17 protein-coding genes are annotated in these 20,683 nt (G+C 42.4%); 14 read left to right on the top strand and 3 right to left on the bottom strand.

The annotated features are described in order from the left end of the window. Positions 1-29 precede the first annotated feature (29 nt). The 4 genes from asnB (at position 30) to GPA07_RS14430 (ending at position 5,840) form a co-directional block, all read left to right on the top strand. A complete protein-coding gene (gene asnB, locus GPA07_RS14445; RefSeq protein WP_157293161.1) occupies positions 30-1,871 on the top strand; it encodes an asparagine synthase (glutamine-hydrolyzing) in 1,842 nt (613 codons plus the stop codon). Positions 1,872-2,018: 147 nt separating this feature from the next. Beyond that, positions 2,019-3,536, top strand: a complete 1,518-nt coding sequence (locus GPA07_RS14440) for a phytoene desaturase family protein (protein WP_008355175.1) — start codon at positions 2,019-2,021, stop codon at positions 3,534-3,536. Next, complete coding sequence (locus tag GPA07_RS14435; RefSeq protein WP_008355177.1) at positions 3,533-5,008, top strand: phytoene desaturase family protein; 1,476 nt, start codon at positions 3,533-3,535, stop codon at positions 5,006-5,008. The genes GPA07_RS14440 and GPA07_RS14435 overlap by 4 nt, the downstream gene beginning before the upstream one ends. Further along, positions 5,001-5,840 (top strand): phytoene/squalene synthase family protein, encoded by an 840-nt coding sequence (locus GPA07_RS14430; RefSeq protein WP_157292864.1) that lies wholly within the window; start codon positions 5,001-5,003, stop codon positions 5,838-5,840. The genes GPA07_RS14435 and GPA07_RS14430 overlap by 8 nt, the downstream gene beginning before the upstream one ends. Positions 5,841-5,890: 50 nt before the next feature. On the opposite strand, the gene GPA07_RS14425 is transcribed toward GPA07_RS14430, so the two are convergent. After that, positions 5,891-7,267 (bottom strand): MATE family efflux transporter, encoded by a 1,377-nt coding sequence (locus tag GPA07_RS14425; protein ID WP_008355181.1) that lies wholly within the window; start codon positions 7,265-7,267, stop codon positions 5,891-5,893. Between the two features lie 114 nt (positions 7,268-7,381). Between GPA07_RS14425 and GPA07_RS14420 the strand changes: the two genes are divergently transcribed. The 10 genes from GPA07_RS14420 (at position 7,382) to GPA07_RS14375 (ending at position 18,447) form a co-directional block, all read left to right on the top strand. Continuing rightward, the gene (locus GPA07_RS14420; RefSeq protein WP_157292863.1) at positions 7,382-8,248 is read left to right on the top strand and encodes a helix-turn-helix domain-containing protein; all 867 of its coding nucleotides are present in this window, start codon (positions 7,382-7,384) and stop codon (positions 8,246-8,248) included. Between the two features lie 14 nt (positions 8,249-8,262). After that, on the top strand, positions 8,263-8,823 hold the full coding sequence (locus GPA07_RS14415; RefSeq protein ID WP_071167805.1) for a GNAT family N-acetyltransferase: 561 nt from the start codon (positions 8,263-8,265) through the stop codon (positions 8,821-8,823). A 69-nt stretch (positions 8,824-8,892) separates the two neighbouring features. Next, entirely contained in the window at positions 8,893-9,159 is a 267-nt protein-coding gene (locus GPA07_RS14410) for a hypothetical protein (protein ID WP_071167804.1), read from the top strand. 36 nt (positions 9,160-9,195) lie between these two features. After that, positions 9,196-9,456: a hypothetical protein gene (locus GPA07_RS14405; protein WP_232532052.1), complete on the top strand. Its 261-nt coding sequence runs from the start codon at positions 9,196-9,198 to the stop codon at positions 9,454-9,456. A gap of 680 nt (positions 9,457-10,136) precedes the next feature. Continuing rightward, complete coding sequence (locus GPA07_RS14400) at positions 10,137-11,483, top strand: aspartate aminotransferase family protein (RefSeq protein WP_071167802.1); 1,347 nt, start codon at positions 10,137-10,139, stop codon at positions 11,481-11,483. After that, a complete protein-coding gene (locus GPA07_RS14395) occupies positions 11,470-12,966 on the top strand; it encodes a pyridoxal phosphate-dependent decarboxylase family protein (RefSeq protein ID WP_157292861.1) in 1,497 nt (498 codons plus the stop codon). Before GPA07_RS14400 ends, GPA07_RS14395 begins: the two co-directional genes overlap by 14 nt. Then, entirely contained in the window at positions 12,963-14,744 is a 1,782-nt protein-coding gene (locus tag GPA07_RS14390; RefSeq protein ID WP_008355200.1) for an IucA/IucC family protein, read from the top strand. The genes GPA07_RS14395 and GPA07_RS14390 overlap by 4 nt, the downstream gene beginning before the upstream one ends. After that, positions 14,741-15,295, top strand: a complete 555-nt coding sequence (locus GPA07_RS14385; RefSeq protein ID WP_008355203.1) for a GNAT family N-acetyltransferase — start codon at positions 14,741-14,743, stop codon at positions 15,293-15,295. Before GPA07_RS14390 ends, GPA07_RS14385 begins: the two co-directional genes overlap by 4 nt. After that, complete coding sequence (locus GPA07_RS14380) at positions 15,270-16,619, top strand: lysine N(6)-hydroxylase/L-ornithine N(5)-oxygenase family protein (protein WP_008355205.1); 1,350 nt, start codon at positions 15,270-15,272, stop codon at positions 16,617-16,619. The genes GPA07_RS14385 and GPA07_RS14380 overlap by 26 nt, the downstream gene beginning before the upstream one ends. Positions 16,620-16,632: 13 nt before the next feature. Further along, positions 16,633-18,447 (top strand): IucA/IucC family protein, encoded by a 1,815-nt coding sequence (locus GPA07_RS14375; protein ID WP_071167800.1) that lies wholly within the window; start codon positions 16,633-16,635, stop codon positions 18,445-18,447. Between the two features lie 65 nt (positions 18,448-18,512). Here GPA07_RS14375 and GPA07_RS14370 read toward each other — a convergent pair. Together GPA07_RS14370 and GPA07_RS14365 are read right to left on the bottom strand one after the other, a co-directional pair. Beyond that, a protein-coding gene (locus GPA07_RS14370) for an IS3 family transposase (protein ID WP_145939420.1) occupies positions 18,513-19,666 on the bottom strand; the annotation gives its coding sequence in 2 pieces (ribosomal slippage) (positions 18,513-19,393 and positions 19,393-19,666; 1,155 coding nt in all). Positions 19,667-19,783: 117 nt separating this feature from the next. After that, positions 19,784-20,641, bottom strand: a complete 858-nt coding sequence (locus tag GPA07_RS14365; RefSeq protein WP_157292860.1) for a GNAT family N-acetyltransferase — start codon at positions 20,639-20,641, stop codon at positions 19,784-19,786. Positions 20,642-20,683 lie beyond the last annotated feature (42 nt).

Here is a 20,683-nt window from a genome sequence, read left to right as displayed (position 1 = left end):
TGATGAAAAACGGATGGGAGCTGATGATGATGTGTGGAATAACAGGCTGGGCAGACTTTAAAAAGCAGCTCATCCAACAGGATCATGTAATCAATCAAATGACAGATACATTATCTAAAAGAGGGCCAGATGATACAAATACGTGGAAAAGTGAGCATGTTCTTTTTGGGCATAAACGGTTAGCCGTTGTCGATGTAGAAGGCGGAAAGCAGCCAATGACATATACTCATCAAAATCATGCTTATACGGTTGTATACAATGGAGAGCTCTATAACACGGAGGATATAAGAAAAGAATTATTAAAAAGGGGGCATCGCTTCCTTGGACATTCTGATACAGAAGTTCTTCTTCACGCGTATACAGAATGGAAGGAAGAGTGTGTGACCCATTTTAATGGCATCTTTGCATTTGTCATCTGGGATAGTGAGCGTGAACTATTATTTGCAGGGAGAGACCGGCTCGGCGTCAAGCCATTTTTCTATACAGAACGTCATCATTCCTTTTTATTTGGTTCAGAGATCAAAGCACTGCTTGCTCACCCTGATATGAAAGCAAAAGTCGATCATGAGGGGTTATCGGAAATCTTTGGCTTAGGGCCGTCTAGAACACCAGGGCAAGGTGTTTTTAAAGGTGTGAAAGAGCTGAGACCTGCCCATGCCCTCACCTTTTCAAAAGATGGTCTGCGTGTGTGGAGGTACTGGAATGTCAAAAGCAAGCAGCATACTGACTCGCTTGATGACACTGCTCAGCACGTGAAGGAACTCTTTACAGATGCTGTCACAAGACAGCTTGTCTCAGACGTGCCAGTTTGTACGTTTTTATCTGGGGGCGTCGATTCTAGTGCCATTACGGCCATTGCCGCTAAGCACTTTGAGAAAATAGGGAAAGCACCGCTTCATACGTATTCCATTGACTACGAAGGAAATGATCAATTCTTTGAGGCGAGTCAATTCCAGCCGAATGCTGACGGGCCATGGATTGATCGAATGACCAAAGCGTTTCAAACGAATCATCACAGCTGTATCATTGGTCAAAAAGAGCTGGCTTTTTATTTGAAAGAAGCGGTTGAAGTGCGAGATTTACCGGGCATGGCAGATATTGATTCGTCGTTACTTTGGTTCTGCCGAGAAATAAAAAAGGATTTCGTTGTCGGTTTATCAGGTGAATGTGCGGATGAGATTTTTGGAGGCTATCCATGGTTTCACATGGCAAGCGAAACGAATGGATTTCCGTGGATGAGATCAACTGAAGCCCGCATTCAGCTTCTTCAAGACTCATGGCAAAAGAAATTATCACTGAAGGAATATGCACAGAGTAAATATGAAGAAACCGTGGCAGAAACACCTCTTTTAGACGGGGAAACAGGAGTAGATAAAGCCCGGAGAGAACTTTTTTACTTAAATATGATTTGGTTTATGACAACGCTGCTTGATCGAAAAGATCGCATGAGCATGGGCGCAAGCCTTGAGGTGCGTGTGCCATTTGCAGATCATCGACTCGTTGAGTATGTATGGAATATTCCTTGGGAAATGAAAATGCATGGAAATCGTGAAAAAGGGGTTTTGAGAAAAGCATTAGAGGGAATTTTACCGAGTGAAGTGCTTTATCGCAAGAAGAGCCCTTATCCGAAAACACATCATCCAGCGTATACTCAGGCTGTAAAAGAGATGTTAACAGATTGCCTTGCGCAAAAGGATTCTGTGCTTCATGAATTTTTAAATCCACACCAATTGAAACAGCTGATTGAAACGGAAGGGGCTTCCTTTCAAGTTCCTTGGTATGGCCAGTTAATGAAAGGGCCTCAGCTCATCGCCCATCTGGCGCAGATTCATCATTGGTTTGAAACCTATCGCATTGATATAGAAGCGTAACAAAAGGTCGGCTTTCTTGCACTTGTTGAAAGAAAGCCGGCTTTTTTGCTACATAACATGAGACTTTTAGAGCACATCAAAAGTTGATCTAATTCTTCTAATTTGTATAATTAACTTAAAGTGAATTAATTTGGAGGAAATAGGATAATGAAAATCATTGTGATCGGAGCAGGACCAGGGGGACTTGCAGCAGCCATGATGCTGCAAAGCAAAGGACATGACGTTCATGTATACGAAAAACAGCCCTTTGTTGGCGGACGTAACTCTAAGTTTCAACTTGGTGATTTCACGTTTGATACAGGTCCTACCTTTCTCAGTATGATTCATATTGCAGAGGAGCTGTTCACCTTTGCTGGTAAAAATCTTTATGACTATATGGATGTCATTGAATTAAAAGAAATGTATAGATTAATCTTTCAAGACGAGAAGCTTGATATGATTCGAGATCGAGACGAAATGTACAAACGGTTAGAAGCCTTTGCATCTGGTGAAGGCGAGGGATATTTACGTTTTATGAACGATACAAAGCGAAAAATGGACCGCCTGACGCCAATTCTACAAAGTAAAATGGACCGTTTTCATCATTACTTGCGTCCGAAGGTTATTAGAGCGCTTCCACAGCTTTCATTAAATAAGAGCTTATACGATGTGCTGTCAGACTATTTCTCGAATGAATCAGTGAAATATGCATTTACATTCCAATCAAAATATTTAGGGATGTCACCTTGGGAATGCCCTGGCGCATTTTCAATCCTTTCGTTTATGGAGCATGACACAGGCGTTTTCCATCCGAAAGGCGGAGTGAACCAGCTGTCCGAAGCGATGGCAAAGGCAGCTGTTGAATCTGGCGCAACCATTCACCTGTCATCTGGAGTTGAAAAGCTGCTGACTGAAGGCAGGAAAGTGAAGGGGATTCGCTTAGAAACAGGGGAAGAAATCGAGGCGGATGAGGTGGTTGTAAATGGTGATTTTGCACACGTAATGACAAAGCTTGTAGAGCCGGGTCTCTTGAAGAAATATAGCGAGAAGAAACTGAAAAAGAAAAAGTTCTCATGCTCGACCTTTATGCTGTATTTAGGCTTAGATACGATATATGATGAGCCGCATCATACCATCGTTTTTTCCGATGACTATGCGAAGTTCGTCAAAGAGATTACGAAAACCTTTGAGCTGCCGGATGATCCGTCCATTTATATTCAAAATGCAAGTGTGACAGATGATTCGCTTGCGCCAAAAGGCAAATCAGCTCTTTATGTGCTTGCGCCAGTTGCGAATAATCAAAGCGGTATTGACTGGGAAGCGCATCAAGATGAATTTAGAGAGCTTGTGCTGGATACGTTGGAGCGGAAAACAGGCTTTAAAAATATTAGACAGCACATAGAAGTCGAGCGGATGATCACACCGAAGCATTGGGAGGAAGAGCTTTATGTGTATGAAGGTGCGACATTTAACCTTGGCCATCAGCTTACGCAGATGATGGTGCTAAGGCCGCATAATGAATTTGATGAATTGAAGCACTGCTGGCTTGTTGGTGGAGGAACGCACCCAGGAAGCGGTCTGCCGACCATTTTAGAATCAGCGCGTATTACGACAAATGCGATTCTTTCAAAAGAGAAGCATACGCACAAAAGAGTGCCACATCAAGAAAAGGGGAGCGCCTCATGAAAAAACATATATTAATTGCTGGCGGCGGTATTGGCGGAATGATCTCAGCACTTTATTTAAAAAAAGCTGGACATGATGTCACCCTTGTCGAAAAAAATGAACGGCTTGGCGGGAGACTTGCTTTTGTACGTGAGAAAGGATATAAAGTAGATGAAGGTCCGACCATTGTCCTACTTCCTGATATGTTAAAAGGAATTTTACATGAGATAGGAATTGACGAATCCTCACTTGATCTGCTGCAGCTAGACCCGCTGTACACGATTCAATACCAAGATGGCACTTCTTACACGAAGTATTCTGATATCCTGCGGCAGCTCGATGAAATCAGGCGTGTATTTCCAAAGGAAGAACAAGGATTTCTGAAATTTATGGAAGAAATGACGAATCGATTTCAAGAAGGGCAGCAAGCTTTTCTAGAAAAATCGTTTCATGAAAAACGCACCTTTTTTACAAAAGCAAACATGAAAATTTTAATGAAATTAAAAGCATATCGAACGGTTCAAAGCGCGCTAAAAAAATATTTCTCAGATGAACGCCTGAGAGATGCGTACGCACTTCAAACCCTCTATGTCGGAGGAAACCCGTATGAAGCGTCTGCTATTTATTCGCTAGTTTCATATAGTGAGCATGCCCATGGAATTTATTATTTAAAAGGCGGATATGCGAGTTTAGTAGATATATTGGAAAGACAGCTCCTAAAGATGGGGGTCGAAGTAAGACAAAATGAAGAAGTAGTGCAATTGGAATTTGAGGGGAAACGAGTGGTCAAAGCAAAAGTAAATGATGAAGACATAGCAGCGGATGCATTTGTGATAAACGGAGATTATCCAGCAGCGTTAAAACAGCTTGGTTTAGTTGAACAAGACCGGCGCAAATACGTTCCATCCTCCGGCTGCGTGATGGTGTATCTAGGGTTAAACAAGATATACCACGAAGCACCTGTTCATCAATTTTTTATGGGAGAACACTTTGATCAGCATATGAAAGACGTTTTTCAAACGAAAACGATCCCACAAGACCCGTCGTTTTATACATTTCATCCATCGATCATTGATCCATCACTTGCTCCAAAAGGCTGTAGTGTCCTATATATGCTGATTCCTGTACCGTCAGGAGATCACATCAACTGGGAAGAGGAGACAGACTTTGTCGATAAAATGGTGGAGCGTCTTGAAAAAAGAGGCTTTCCGCAATTGCGAGAGTCGATTGTCTGGAAAAAGGTCAGAACACCCAATGATTCAATGCGAGAAGGATTGTTTGAAGGCGGCAGCTTTGGACTTGCTCCTAATTTGTTTCAATCAGGTGTTTTTCGGCCGCAAGTGAAGGTTGCAGAGACAGACAATCTTTATGCGGTGGGCGCTTCAATTCATCCCGGCGGCGGGATACCAATTGTGATGCAAAGTGCGAAGCTCATGGCTTCTGTATTGCTAAAAGATTTGAACGACAGAAAGGAAGTGAAGCTAAGTGGTTGATGTACAAACAGCTTTGAAAGTATGTGAAGAGACCATTCAAACACATTCAAAAACGTTTTACCGTGCCTTTTCCATGCTGCCTAAAAAGAAAAGACAGGCAGTTTGGGCTGTTTATTCCTTTTGCCGGAGAGCGGATGACATTGTAGATGAGTCCACTTCACCAAAAGAGGAACTGGCGTCTTTTCAGGAGGCGTTTGATCGTTTCTTACAGGGCGAAGTAGACCGTCATGATCCAATGTGGGTAGCGCTCGAGCATACATTTCAAGAGTTTCGTATGGATGAAGCCCCGTTCTTCGACCTGCTGCGAGGACAGGAGATGGATTTAGAGCAGCATAGATATGAAACGTTAGATGAACTGCTCATTTATTCCTATCATGTCGCAAGTACCGTTGGGTTGATGCTGCTTCCAATCATTGCACCACGTAAAAAAGAACAGCTAAAAGAAGCAGCGATTTCGCTGGGGATTGGCATGCAGCTGACCAATATTCTTCGTGATATTGGTGAGGATAAGGCGGAAAGAGACCGCATTTATTTACCAAAACAAGTCATGGATCAATTTGGGTATACAGAGCAAGAATTGCAAGAAGGCATCGTCAATCAAGCATTCCAGCATGTATGGGAATATATTGCCTTTGAGGCAGAGGCGTACTACGAGGAATTTTTTGACCACCTTCATGAATTTCCGCTTTATTCACGTATACCGGTGAAAGCGGCTGCTCACTTTTACAAGGCCATTTTAGATAAAACAAGAGAAAATGAATACCGCTTGTTTACAGAGCGTTCGTTTATTTCAACACAAGAAAAAGCACTTATTTTAGAAGATATGATGTAATGATAAGGACCGTTGTCAATCATCTGAAAGGACTGCACCCGCAGTCCTTTTTATGTGGAAGTAAAACGATATTCCGTCCATATCCTTGAACGCCACCGCCTATACATAAAGATGCCTCTTACCCACTCATCCACGATAAAAGAAATCCAAACCCCAACAAGGCCCATCTCAAGCTGAATGCCTAAAATATATGCGATCGGAAGCCCGATTCCCCACATTGAAATCATCGCCATATAGACTGGGAATTTCGCGTCACCAGCTGCCCGCAAGGAGTTGATGATGACCATATTAAAAGAACGTCCAGGCTCTAAAATGATCGTTAACAGAAGAAGCAGGCTGGCAATTTGAATGATTTCACTGTTGCTAGTGAAAAAAGCGAGTAAATGCGTCGATGATAAAGATAAAGCAGTGGAGGAAAGAAGTGATATAGCAATGGCCCAGTATAGGCTTTTCATGCATCTGCGATAGGCAGCGTCAAATTCTTTTGCCCCGATATGACGTCCGATTAAAATTTGGGTTCCTTGGCTAATGGCTGCGCCAAACAGCATAATGAACATCATGAAGTTCTGCGTATAGACTTTTGCGGCTAGTGCTTGTGTTCCCATAAATGTAATAAACAGCGTAATGATCATTTGAGAACCATTATAAGAAAGCTGCTCTCCAGCAGAAGGAATCCCAATTTTCAGCAGCCTTTTTAAATGCGTCTTCTGGATGTGAAACATTTTTTTCAGTGAAAACCTTAGCCCAATTCGGCGGCGAACAATCAAGATCATGGCGGTCAATCCAATGAACCGAGCAAATGATGTGGAAAAAGCAACACCCATTACGCCTAATACAGGGAAGCCAAACGGGCCGAAAATGACCAAATAATTACCGGCAACGTTTAACAAGTTCATTCCGATGGTGACATACATCGTGTCTTTCGTAAATCCGTAGCTTTTTAAAATAGCACTATAGGTCATAATGAGAGCCTGAATAAAGGAAAGCAGTCCGACAATCTGTAAAAAAATTGAGGCATCCGGCATTAGCTCGTGTGATAACCCCATCATATGCAGGATGGGAACAGCTAACACAAACATGAGGAGACTAATGACAAAGCTAATCAGGAAGTTGGTTCCTAGTGATACATAGGCAACTTGGGTCGCTTCCTGCTTGCGGCTCGCTCCTAAAAGCTGCGCAATCACAATCGTCGTACCTGTTGTAATAAAACTGAACATCACAATCAATAAATTTAGCAACTGGTTGCTGACACCGACTGCGGCTACACTGCTGTCAGCGTATTGACTGAGCATCAGTGTATCTGCACTGCCCATCAGCATATATAAAGAGATTTCGATAAAAATAGGCCACGTTAATGCAAATAATGAAGGGTGAGATTTCTCACTTTTGGCTTCAACCTGTGGAATTGGCAGTGCTTGAGGTTTCATCACATCGCCCTCCTTTCGTATAAATCCGATTTATAGTGTACCGTGCATTGACTATAATAAGAAGAGATCAAACCGAAACTTATTGGAGAAATCCGACTTCATAAGGGGATGAATATGAGTCCATTTATTACATTTACTGTACCGCCGTTTCCGGTTTATATTGCTTCAGGCAAAGGTGTATTTCATCAAGGAGAAAGACATATCTCTAGAATCTTCACTGTATTTGATCTTCTTTATGTCACAAAAGGTGAACTGTGGATAACAGAAGACGAGGTGCCCCATCACGTAAAAGAAGGAGAATACATCATATTATCACCGGGCCTGTCTCATGGCGGACATCTGCCATGCAAAGAAGAAACACTTTATGAGTGGCTGCATTTCTCAATTGATCCATTTGAGTTTACGGATCGGTCGAGAGAACACTGGCTTGATATGAAACAAAATCAAGCCACTTTCGAAAAAGCAGCAAGCTATGAATTTCGTCTGCCCCAAAAAGGAAAAGTGAAAGGAAGAAGTGTGTTAGAGAAGCATCTTTCAGCTATGAGGGCATTAAATGATGATGCGTCTGAGCTTCCGCTGAAAAAGCAGCTTCAATTTGAGGAAATGCTTATTCATTTGCAAAAGGAAGCATTTCATATTCCAAGTGCAAAGGAGACCGTCGCTTCAGAAGTGGTTCACTATCTTGAGCGTCATTTTACGCAAAAATTAAAAATGGAGAAGCTGGCAGAGGTTCTTCATTATCATCCTGATTACATGACAAGATGTATGCAAACTGTGTACGGAATGACTCCTAGTCAGTACATCAATCGTCTAAAAATGGAAAAAGCCAAAAGCATGCTTGCTTCAACAAATGAAAAAATAGCTTTCATTGCAGAACATGTAGGCATTGATGATCCTACATATTTTTCTAAGCTGTTTCGGCAAAATGAAGGCATGACGCCTATCCAATACCGTCATCTTGCAAAAAGAACAACAAAGTAAAGGAACGTGAACCGATGAATGGGAAAAAAGAGGAGCTTGTGAGCATACGTCCATTAGACGAAAGAGATTTAGAAGTGGTGTGGCATTTAAAATTTAAAGCACCTGATCAGTCCTATCGAAAGTGGAATGCACCTTATTTGATTGAACACGACATATCGCTTGCTGCATTTAAGAAACGATATGTACAGGATGAATCCACCCCGCCGAAACTATTTGGCATTGATGTAGGCGGCGAAATAAAGGGCACGGTGTCTTATTATTGGGAAAATGAACGCACACGCTGGCTTGAATGCGGAATCCTTATTTATGACTCACGCTTTTGGAATGGCGGCGTTGGAACGAAGGCGTTACATCTATGGGTAGATGAACTATTTTCGCAGATAGATATCCCGCGAATTGGTTTGACCACCTGGTCTGGAAATGAACGCATGATGCGCTGCGCAGAGAAATGCGGGTTTACCCTTGAGGGGAGACTGCGAAAGGTTCGTTACTACCAAGGAGAGTATTATGATTCGATGCGTTATGGGATGCTAAGAGAAGAATGGCAAAATCTTCCTTGTTATCTATCTAAATAATTTTTCTTATTATTAGGACAAAAGTATCGTATGATGGAATAAACTGAAAAAGAAGGGCGGCAGGTAAATGTGAGCTGGATTACAGGTTGGTTTGTATCCATTTTCGTTGCAATCTATCTATTCGTAGATGCACCAAAACATGGGAAAAATAAATGGCTATGGTCCATTTTAGGTCTTTTATTCGGGCTCTTTACACTTGGAATCTATCTCATTCAAACAGGAAGAAAAGGGTTGGGCTGGACAGTGCTGATTGTATCCATTCTCATCTATTCTATTTTTATCCTAGTCTATGTCTTTTACTTCATATTGCTGATCATCGGGTACTCAAACGCATAATTCAGAGACCGCATGTACATAAGGGGGAGTTTGATCGTGAGAATCACGGGTTTATTTGTTTCACTTGCTGTTGCCATCTATTTATGGTTTGATGCGCCAAAGCATAACAAAGACAAATGGCTATGGGCCATCCTAGGTTTACTTTTTAGTACAATCGTTCTTGGCATCTATTTGATCAAAACAGAGAGGAAGGGGCTGGGCTGGACGATCCTCATTTTAACTATTTTATTTTATCTCATGCTGCTGATCTCTGTTTTGATCGGTATCATCCTTTTTTATCAGGTAAGTCCTTCATAATGAAGGGCTTTTTTTTTAGCTGTTGAGCAGGTACACCTGCAAGGACAATCTGTGAATCCCGCCTTAATAAATATCACAATATGCCCCAATTTTTGCGTGCTTGCCCGCAATCAAGCGCCCCGTATGATTGATGCAAAGACATCAATCGAGATATCAAAGCCATGCGGCATCCCCTTCTTTTTATGTAAATACCTTTGACCCTTCCAAATATCATCACCAAACCACTGTGGTCTTTTGTGATGAATGGCTAATGCTTTCTGATCCTGTACCAAGTAGTGGAGAAGATCCTGCTTCGTTAAAATCCTCGATTTCCATTTATTTTAGAGAAATGATACCTCTATCACCATTTATACCAACATAGAAGTTCGCTATTTCTTTGTTTTTCTACATTCATTTCATCCAGCTTTCCCGTATAAAATAAGCATTCAGTGACGAATAGAACAAAAGAACCAGGAAAATTGATTTGTAATTTTTTTCAACAACCTTCAAGATGAAACGCTTTCTCTCCTTATGGCAGTAGATGTTTGTAAAAATGACACGAAATTACTCGTAAAAAAGAGAATGTGACATTCATATGCTTTTCGAATCATCTTTTTGAATACAATTGACTTTCATATTTGACATCCTCTAGTCTAGTAATTGAAAATGATAATCTTTATCAATTGGAGGAGTGTTTTATTATGTCCATCAAAACCGTTTCTAAAAATCAGAAGTTTTTAGAGCAGCAAAGTCAAAGAGAATCTAATGCAAGGTCTTACCCGAGACGGTTCCCATTAGCTATGCAAAAAGCCGAAGGCATGATCGTGACAGATGCGGATGGCAGAGAGTTTTATGACTGCCTGGCAGGTGCAGGAACACTTGCACTTGGTCACAATCATCCGGTTGTGATAGAAGCGATTGAACGTATGCTTCATGAAAAAAGACCATTGCATACGCTGGACATAACCTCAGAAATTAAAGAAGAATTTGTGAATGAGATTTTTTCTCACCTGCCAGAGGAGTTTGCGAAAAGAGCGAAAATTCAATTTTGTGGACCAACTGGTGGTGATGCTATAGAAGCAGCCATTAAATTAGTCAAGACAGCCACAGGGAATCGTTCCATTCTTTCATTCCATGGCGCTTATCATGGAGCGACACATGGCACGATGTCATTAAGCGGGAATTTGTCGCCAAAGGAAAGAGTGCAAGGGTTAATGCCAGATGTCCATTTCCTGCCTTATCCATATGAATACCGCTGCCCATTTGGTATTGGGGGTAAAGATTCGCACCGTATTTCCAGCTCTTATATCGAGCGTGTTTTAAATGATCCTGAAAGTGGGATTCTTTCGCCGGCAGGCATGATCTTTGAAGCTGTGCAAGGAGAGGGCGGCTCCATCCCGGCATCCATTGAATGGATCCAAGAAATGAGACGAATCACAAAAGAAAAAGGCATTCCGCTCATTATTGATGAGGTTCAATCAGGTATTGGACGAACAGGTAAGATGTTTGCCTTTGAACATGCAGGAATTGTGCCAGACGTCATTGTGCTGTCAAAAGCAATTGGGGGAAGCCTGCCGCTATCAGTTGTGATCTATGATAAAGACTTGGATCAATGGAATCCAGGTGCACACATTGGCACATTTAGAGGAAACCAAATGGCGATGGCAGCAGGAACCGCTACACTTAAATTTATAAAAGAAACCAATTTGCTTGATCATGTAGAAAAGATTGGTGAGCGTATGCGGGCTAGCTTAAAAGACATCCAAAAACAAGTACCTGCTCTCGGTGATGTACGAGGAAGAGGTCTAATGATTGGCGTTGAAGTCGTGAATACCGATGAGAAACAGGATGTGGACGGTAGTTATCCAGCGAATCCAGAGCTAGCCAGTCTCATTCAAAAGAATTGCTTCGATAAAGGCTTAATTGTGGAGACAGGAGGCCGCTTTGGAAGTGTGATTCGATTCTTACCGCCTTTGACCATGACGGAAGAACAGCTCGAAAAAGTCATCGCGATTTTTAAAGAGGCGGTTTACGATGCAGTCAACTAAGACTTCTGTTGATTCATTATTTATTAATCAAAGCCAGCTTGGGAGGGAGTCCTTCCAAGCGGCTCTTCATACATCAATCGACAGCTTAATGGACGAGTGGGAAAAAGACAAAGGACCTTACAGCGGAATATTGCCTGGGAAATTAGCGGCTAGTGTCGAATCGTTATTCCAGTTTCAACCGTCGGGAGAATCCATTGAATCTGTTTTTCGGGATATAAAAGAACACCTTTTGCCGCATTTGGTTGATGTATCACATCCTAAATGCTTGGCGCATCTACATTGCCCGCCTCTCATTCCTGCGCTTGCAGCAGAGGTGATGGTAAGTTCCTTTAACCAATCAATGGATTCCTTCGATCAAAGCGGCATCGCTTCTTTGGTTGAGGAGGAAATCCTAAAGTGGCTATGTGAAAAGTTTTCTTATGGAGAACGAGCAGATGGAACATTTACGAGCGGCGGAACTCAATCTAACTATATGGGACTGCTTTTGGCGAGAGATGCATTTTGTGAAAATACTTGGCATTGGAATGTTCAGCAGAAGGGCTTACCGGGCGAAGCTAACCGTATGCGCATCCTCTGCTCCAAGAATGCCCACTTCACTGTGAAAAAGTCAGCATCCCAGCTAGGTTTAGGTGAACAGGCAGTCGTGCTGGTAGAGACAGATGAGCATCACCGAATGGACCTAAATGATTTGAAGAAGAAGCTCGTTGAGTTAAAGGAGCAGGACCTGCTGCCTTTTGCTATAGTAGCGACTTGCGGGACAACTGATTTTGGCAGTATTGATCCGGTTCGTGACGTGTACGACATCGTCAAGCCATTCGGTCTGTGGATTCATGCAGATGCTGCATATGGCGGAGCACTTGTGTTAAGCGAAATCAATCGAGGTAAATTAGCCGGCATTGAACTTGCTGATTCGATCACGATCGACTTTCATAAACAATTTTATCAGCCGATCTCCTGCGGGGCATTTTTGCTAAAAGATAAAAGACATTTTGGTTTTATTGATTATCATGCAGATTATCTGAACCCAAAGGAAGATGAACTGGATGGAATCTTGCACCTCGTCAATAAATCTGTTCAAACAACTCGCCGGTTTGATGCACTGAAATTACTTCTTTCCCTTCGTCTGATTGGAGAAGAAGGGTTCGGCGGCATTATTGACCATACCATCCAATTTGCAAAGGATGTGACTGTGCTTATTGAGCAAAATGATCATCTTCAAGTGATCAATCCTGAGCCGGAAATCAATGCGATCGTCTTTCGATTTATGGATGAGCATCACACAGATGACGTCAATAAGATCATTCATCGGACTTTATTCCAAACCGGTACTGCTGTTGTTGCAAAAACAGTGGTTGATGGTCAAACATGCTTGAAATTCACTTTGTTAAATCCGAGAACGACAATCACACATATTGAGGAAATCCTTTCTGACATCGTTGATATCGGGATCGCTCATATTCAATCCGGGAGGGTACTACGTTGAGTCAATATAAACAAATGGCTGAAAATGCAACCATGCAAAGCTTTTTAAATTGTTTTTTACGTGAAACAGGAATCGATCGTTCTGCAAAGAAAGAGACATACGAAGACGGTTCGCTTGTATTCGTAGCAAAACTAGCAAGGCAAGATCTTGAGCTTGTCATTCCGATCCGATATTTTTCGCCTGTCGGCCGTCATCTATTTGATTTTCCCGTTCGCTTTCGCCCGCAAGGCAGTAAGCAGGAGGGAACGGTTGTCGATTACACGACTCTTGTTGCTTTATGCTCAAAGGAACTTCTCATTGAATACGGTCGTACAGATGCAGAGGATGAGTTCATGCTTCGCATCATTTTAAGCTGCCGGAATATTGAACGATTCTTAAAGGAGAGAGAAAGTGATCGAGAGGCTCTTTCTCAAGCTGATTTTGAATATATCGAAGCGGAGCAGTCACTTCTCCTTGGACATTTAACGCATCCTACACCAAAGAGCAGACAAGGAATGACAGAAGAGGAGGAAGCCATTTATTCTCCTGAGCTGAAGGGTTCCTTCCAGCTTCATTACTTTAAAGCGCACCCTTCTATTGTGCTTCAGGATTCTTCTATTTCACAGTCTGCACAGAGCCTCATGCTTGAGGAGCTATTGCGCCAGATGCCAGAAGAAAAAGAGCGGCTGAATACCTTAACAGAAGGCGGAGAATATGTCCTCATTCCGATTCACCCCCTTCAAGTGAAAGTGGTCATGGAGAAAGCCTTCGTCAAGCGTTATATAGAGGACGGGAAGCTGGCTTATGTAGGGCCGCTAGGGTCTGAATACACAGCGACATCTTCCTTTAGAACCGTCTATCAAAAGGACTCTGCTTACATGCTCAAATTCTCTGTCCCTGTGAAGATTACGAACTCCTTGCGTGTCAACAAACAAAAGGAACTTGATCGCGGAGTTGAGATGTCTCGTATTTTAAAAACAGAATTAGGCGTTTCTTTATATGACAAATTCTCTGGATTCCGGGTGATTGAAGATCCTGCGTATTTATCCATTCAAGGAGACGAGGCGGAATCTGGCTTTGAGGTGGTCATTCGTCAAAATCCATTCTTGCATCATGAAAAAGGGGCAAGCTTAATTGCTGGGCTATGTCAGGATCATGCATATGGAGGAAAATCACGCCTGGCAGGAATCATTCATGAACTAGCAGACAGAGAAGGCAGATCAACAGAAGCGGTGAGCCGCGACTGGTTTAAACAATATTTAACCATTTCGTTAGAGCCGATGCTTTGGCTGTTTGAAACGTATGGTCTTGCCCTTGAAGCCCATCAGCAAAATGCTGTCGTGCAGCTAAAGGATGGTTATCCAGACACATTCTATTATCGTGACAACCAAGGCTACTATTATAGTGAATCGAAAAAGGACCAACTCGCAAGGCTTGTTCAAAATTTAAGCGTCAGAAGTGAAACCATTTGTGCAGATGATGTAGCCGTTGAGAGGTTGCGCTATTATTTCTTCTTTAATCATTTGTTTGGTCTCATTAACGGCTTTGGCACAGAAGGGCTGGCAAAGGAAGAAGACTTGCTGGCACTTGTTAGAGACACACTGCTTGCGCATGAAAAGACATATGGTGAATCTGACCTGACAAACAGTCTTCTCCGCTCAAAGGAATTGCCTTCAAAAGCGAATTTGCTCACGCGGTTTGAAGATATGGATGAACTGACAGGTTCTCTGGAAACACAGTCCAGATACACGCCGGTCTTAAACCCACTCTTTTTGCATAAGGAGGCGCTGATTGGATGAGGGATCGTATTAGGTTCATTCGGGCTGAATATGAAAGGGACGTCCGCCTTGTCCATAAGTGGATGCAAGAAGATTACGTTCATCCGTTTTGGCATTTGAATATTCCGTTTCCTGCTTTTGAAAAGCATTTTTATCAGGCGATTCATGATCCTCATCAAACCCTTTATTTAGGAACGATTGACGGGACGCCGATGAGTTATTTTGAGGCATACAATGTGAAAGGCGATGTGATTGAATCGTACTATCAACCTTCCCCTCATGATCAAGGGATTCATCTGTTAATAGGGGAGCCAGATTATGTTGGAAAAGGATACGCTGCACCGCTCCTTCAGGCCATGACAGCTTTTCAATTTGAGCAGAACAAACGAACAGAAAAAATCGTTGCTGAGCCGGATATTCGGAACGAAAAGATGATCCATGTCTTTGAAAAGTGTGGATTCGAGCGTGTGAAACCAGTCAATTTACCAGATAAAACAGGACTTTTGATGTTTTGTGATCGAGATCGATTTGAAAGGAAGTATAACCATGACGCGGTTCAACAAGCAAACTAATGTAGTGGATGTCATTGGAATTGGCATTGGACCATTTAACCTAGGGCTTGCTGCATTATCTGAAGAAGTAAAGGAAATTGATGCGCTGTTTTTTGAAAGAAGTGAAGCCTTTCACTGGCACCCAGGTATGCTCATTGAAGGGACGACACTTCAAGTCCCATTTTTAGCGGACCTTGTCAGCATGGCAGATGTGAAAAGTAAATATAGCTTTCTCAACTATTTGCAGGAGCAAAACCGGTTATATTCATTTTACTTCCTAGAGGACTTCCACATCCCGCGCAAGGAATATAGTCATTATTGCCGCTGGGTCGCTGAACAATTAGACTCTTGCCGTTTTGGGATGAATGTCGAATCTGTCTCATTGACCGAGAAGGCAGGCGAAAAGCGATATGAAGTGCATGTCCGTCATGTGAAAGATCAAACCGTAGAGGTGTTTGAAAGTAAGCATCTCGTTTTAGGAATCGGTACGCAGCCAGCGATACCAGCATCTCTCCAGCCAGCTTTAGGAGACAAAGTGTTTCACTCAGCTGAGTATTTGAAACGAAAGAAAGAAGGCTGTTTCAAAGGAAAGTCTGTAACGGTCATTGGTTCTGGTCAAAGTGCGGCAGAAGTATTCTATGATATTTTGTCAGATGATGAGGCAAAGGATATTCACTGGTTTACACGGTCTAAAGGATTTTTCCCAATGGAATATTCAAACCTTGGTCTCGAGTATTTTTCTCCAGATTATATTGATTTCTTTTATGAGCTTCCGCAAACAAAAAAAGATGCGCTATTAAAACAGCAAGACTTGCTGTATAAAGGCATCAGCTCTGCGATGATCCGTGATATTTATCACCTGCTTTATGAACGTTCTGCTTGTGGAAAGCAGCTGAACACAGTGCTGCAAGCGATGACAGAGGTCAATTTAATTGAGGAAACAGAGGATGGCTTATCACTTTCTTGCTCTCAATGGGTGAAAGAGGAATCCTTTACACATGAAACAGATATTGTCGTCTTGGCAACTGGCTATCAATCGGTATTACCAACGTTTATCCAGCCGATTTCTCATCATATTCAGTGGGATGATCAAGGACGTTTCCAAGTCGAACGTGAATATCGTTTGAAAACAAACACAATGGGTGAAAATGATATTTTTGTGCAAAATGCAGAGCTTCACACACACGGGGTCGGTGCACCAGATTTAGGGCTCGGGGCGTACCGAAACAGTGTCATAATCAATGAACTTGCTCGTCAAACGGTGTATCCACTTTATCAAAAGCACGTCTTTCAGACATTTGGTATACACAAGAACGTAAACACATTTGAAGAAATCAAAGGTTAAGGAGGATGAACCGATGAGTGTACAAGATGAATTGAAAAAAGCGGTGAATCCTGCTGCTTGGAAAAAAGCAAACAAGCGAATGGTGGCAAAAATGCTGTCTGAATACATGTATGAGGACATGCTTCATCCCGTTCAGCTAGACCAAAAGGATGGCATCGCCCAATATGAATTAATCATTCACGAACATAAAAAATATCGCTATCTCGCAAAACCTCGTTTGTTTGATAGTTATGATACGATTGCTGAATCGGTCGAGTGCTGTCAAGATGGAAAATGGACAAAGGATGTCAGTGCCATTGTGTTTTTACTAGACATCCAACCAATCATTCCAATGTCTTCTGACACAACTGGCCATCTGATCAAAGAGCTTCATCATACCCTGTTAGCAGATGTTCATTTGCTGTCGAAAAAGGCACTTCGTGCAGATGAACTAACAGATACAGATTATGCATGGATTGAAGGCGAAATGACGGGTCATCCTTGGATTGTGTATAACAAAGGGCGCATTGGGTTCAGCTACGATGATTACTTAGCCTATGCACCTGAAAGGCAAGAAAGTGTGCAGCTGTCTTGGATTGCTGTTCACAGGGAGCTTGCTACATTCCATGCGGTCGATCATGAAAACTATGAACAAGTGATTGCCAAAGAATTAGATGAAGTCACGATTCGTCAATTTCACCGTGTGTTAAAAGATGAAGGGCTGAATGCAGCTGATTATTATATGATGCCTGTTCATAAGTGGCAGTGGACTCATATGATCATTCAGCATTTCCCTGAAGATTTGGCTATGCGCCGCATCGTGTATGTAGGAGAAGGGCTGGATCAATATATCCCGCAGCAGTCTATTAGAACCTTTACCAACATTTCAAATAAAGGCAAGCATCATATTAAACTACCAATGAGTATTTTAAACACACTTGTATACAGGGGGCTCCCATCAGAGCGTACAGTCATCGCCCCTCGTATTACAGCGCATATTAAAGGAATCGCCGATCAAGACGCCTTTTTATCTGACGAGTGCCGCGTGATTTTACCAGGAGAGAATGCCAGTATCAATGTCGATCATCCATACTACAGCAAGCTGCCTGGTGCGCCGTATCAATACCTTGAAATGCTGGGTGTGATTTTTAGAGAAAGCATTTATACGTATTTAGATGAAGGGGAGAGCCCTGTCACTCTTGCGGCACTCACTTATGAGGATCATGAAGGTGAGCCTTATATTAAACAGCTCATTGAAAAATCGGGTCTTTCCGCAAAAGAATGGATGGCGTCATTCTTCCATGTCATCATGCCGCCGCTTCTGCACTTTATGTATCAATACGGAACGGTCTTTTCACCGCACGGACAAAATACGATTCTCGTGTTAAAAGACCACAAGCCGCATCGTTTGGCGATCAAAGATTTTGTGGATGATGTGAACATTAGTGATCAGCCGTTGCCTGAATTAGCTTCATTAGAAGATGATTTAAAAGAAGTGCTGCGAAGTGAGCCGCCGGAAGGTCTTGTGCAATTTATCTTTACGGGACTGTTTATTTGCAATCTTCGTTACGTGTCAAACGTGTTAGAGAATCACGATCTGTTAGATGAAACGACTCTTTGGCGCTTGCTTGCAGAAGAAATTCAGCAGTATCAAAAGCAATTCCCGCAGCTAAAAGATCGTTTTGCCTTATTTGATCTCTTCCAGCCTCAGCTGACAAAGCTTTGCTTAAACCGTAATCGCATGATTGATTATGGCTATGGAGATGGAGATGACCGGCCGCATGCGTCAGAGCATGGAAAGGTCACGAATGCACTTGCTCAAGTTCTTTCATCCGTAGGCGGGAAGTAAAAAAGAAAAGCTGTAGACATCATGTGGGACTGACCCCCGTTTTTGAGACAGGGATCAAAACACCTTTACGAAACAGCCAGTTGCCGATAGTTTATCGGTGATTGGTTGTTTAGTTTCGTTTGAATACGAATGTTGTTATAATAATAAATGTATTCTTTGACAGTGCGTTCTACAATGGTGTTCGTAGTTCGATCAATCCTGTTAAGATAGAACGTTTCAGACTTTAGTGAGGAATGAAACGATTCGATGGAGGCATTATCAGCGGGCGTCCCTTTACGGGACATGCTCATGGTAATGCCTTTCTTATGAACAGCTTTCTGATACTCGTAAGATGTATACACAGAACCTTGGTCGCTATGTAACACGCAGTTCTCAGGCAGTGATGGGAGCTGATTAAGTGTGTTTAAGATAAAGTCTGTGTCCTGCTTATCACCAATATTAAAAGCAATCACTTCTCCATTATATAAATCCAATATACTGGAAAGGTACAATTGTTTCTGTCCATAAGGCAAATACGTGATGTCCGTTACTAGTTTTTCAAGAGGGCGATCAGACTGAAAGTTCCGATCCAGTATATTACCAGCCACGGCATAGGGCTGCCCATTCTTCTTACGCTTTTTCATTTTAACTCGGCACTGCCACTGGTTTTTCTGCATGATACGTTGAACAGTTTTATGGTTAATACGCATGCTCATTTTTAGTATGGCGGTGATTTTTCGATAACCATATCGATACTTGTGCTCTCGGCACAACGTGCCGACCTGTTTCTCTAGTTGTCTTTTAGAGTGATTCTGAGTCAGATCCTTTTTCCATCTATAGTACGAAGTGCGTGAGATACCTAAATGGAAACAGATGTCCTGTATCGTCATCGTTTCGCACAATTCTTCTACCAGTTTGATTGACGTTTCCTTATCAACTTCCTTTCCAATTCGTTGTACTTTTTTAAAACTTCATTCTGTTGACTCAAATAGCGATTTTCTGCCTGAAGTCTCTCTAATTCGGAAGAGTACTCAGGACCCTTTCCATAGGTATATTGTTTTCCAACAGGCTGTTCAAACCGGTGTGTATCCCCAGCCTTATGCCACCTCACCCATGTCTGAACCTGCGTCTTATTCTTGATATTCAATTTTTGCATAATCTCTTTCATAGGTACGCCTGCCAATCTCATTTCTACAGCCTTCTGTTTGACTTCAACCGGATAACTCACTCTTGTCCCCATAGAAAAAACACCTCCATGTTTTATTTCGGATCACAACGATCCATTTTCAAACTTGAAGGTGTTTTTTATTTGTCTCATCTGATGGGGTCAGTACCTGTGTCTACAGCTTTTTGTTTTTTAAGAAAATGCTTGTGAGGCCAGAAAATAAAGAAGCGCAGGATCGTTCTGCTTTTCGTTTCCGCGAATCATCATAAAATGCGCTACGTTCGTTTTTGTAAATCCTGCTGCAACAAGTGATGCATGCAGGCGTTCAGCCGTTTCTTCCTGCATATCTAAACGAAAGGCGCCAGAATCAGTCGAGATGAGCGATTGGATGAGTGAAAGGGCCGTTTGTTCATCGTTTGCGGCAAGCGGGCCAATCATCAGATTAGCAGGAGTTTTAACGCCAAACGCAAATCCGGTGATGTCGTGATGTTCATTCTGTGCAATCAGCCGGAACGCTGATCGTTCCATTCGCTTCTTTAAAAAGCTGGCTCGATTGGTGCCTGCGCCTTTCTCGTCAAGTGCTTCAATGGCCGGAAGGTGCGTTTCATCTGCTGGAGCAAGATGAATTTTCTCTGACACGTGAAGTGCGGAAGGGTTCGTTTTTTGTGCTTTGTATGTATGAATGTAGCCGGTGGTGTGAAAGCCGATCTTTTCATAAACGGGCCGTCCCTGTACAGTCGCTGTTAAAACGACTGGGACACTGTGGTGGGTTTGATGAAGCAAGGTGTCAATCATTTGACGTGCAAGACCTAAGCCGCGATATGTCTCCGATACAATGACAGCCCCAATTGATGCCACTCTGTCATATTGGAAAAGTCCAGCGCATGAGATCACTTGTCCGTCCGTTGTTGTAAAACCTGTAAAGTATCCATTTGTTAAAAGAGATGTGAGCTCTTCTGCATCGTAATCAGGCCAGTCTACCTCTTTTGACAATGCAATTAGGTCAGGTATGTCATCAAGTGTTAAAGATCGTTGCATAACGTTTGCCAATACACGCAACTCCTTCTTAGCTGAATTTGTCTATATGTATCG

Origin of the sequence: Bacillus sp. ms-22, from assembly GCF_009759805.1 — a bacterium.
GTDB lineage: Bacteria > Bacillota > Bacilli > Bacillales > Bacillaceae > Bacillus > Bacillus xiamenensis.
This window is presented reverse-complemented; position numbering and strand designations above follow the sequence as displayed.

What these genes read in the sequence shown, in the direction of transcription:
- asnB (WP_157293161.1), top strand. Translation starts at nt 30, where the DNA reads ATGTGTGGAATAACAGGCTGGGCAGACTTTAAAAAGCAGCTCATCCAA.
- GPA07_RS14440 (WP_008355175.1), top strand. Translation starts at nt 2,019, where the DNA reads ATGAAAATCATTGTGATCGGAGCAGGACCAGGGGGACTTGCAGCAGCC.
- GPA07_RS14435 (WP_008355177.1), top strand. Translation starts at nt 3,533, where the DNA reads ATGAAAAAACATATATTAATTGCTGGCGGCGGTATTGGCGGAATGATC.
- GPA07_RS14425 (WP_008355181.1), bottom strand. Translation starts at nt 7,267, where the DNA reads ATGAAACCTCAAGCACTGCCAATTCCACAGGTTGAAGCCAAAAGTGAG.
- GPA07_RS14420 (WP_157292863.1), top strand. Translation starts at nt 7,382, where the DNA reads ATGAGTCCATTTATTACATTTACTGTACCGCCGTTTCCGGTTTATATT.
- GPA07_RS14415 (WP_071167805.1), top strand. Translation starts at nt 8,263, where the DNA reads ATGAATGGGAAAAAAGAGGAGCTTGTGAGCATACGTCCATTAGACGAA.
- GPA07_RS14400 (WP_071167802.1), top strand. Translation starts at nt 10,137, where the DNA reads ATGTCCATCAAAACCGTTTCTAAAAATCAGAAGTTTTTAGAGCAGCAA.
- GPA07_RS14395 (WP_157292861.1), top strand. Translation starts at nt 11,470, where the DNA reads ATGCAGTCAACTAAGACTTCTGTTGATTCATTATTTATTAATCAAAGC.
- GPA07_RS14385 (WP_008355203.1), top strand. Translation starts at nt 14,741, where the DNA reads ATGAGGGATCGTATTAGGTTCATTCGGGCTGAATATGAAAGGGACGTC.
- GPA07_RS14380 (WP_008355205.1), top strand. Translation starts at nt 15,270, where the DNA reads ATGACGCGGTTCAACAAGCAAACTAATGTAGTGGATGTCATTGGAATT.
- GPA07_RS14375 (WP_071167800.1), top strand. Translation starts at nt 16,633, where the DNA reads ATGAGTGTACAAGATGAATTGAAAAAAGCGGTGAATCCTGCTGCTTGG.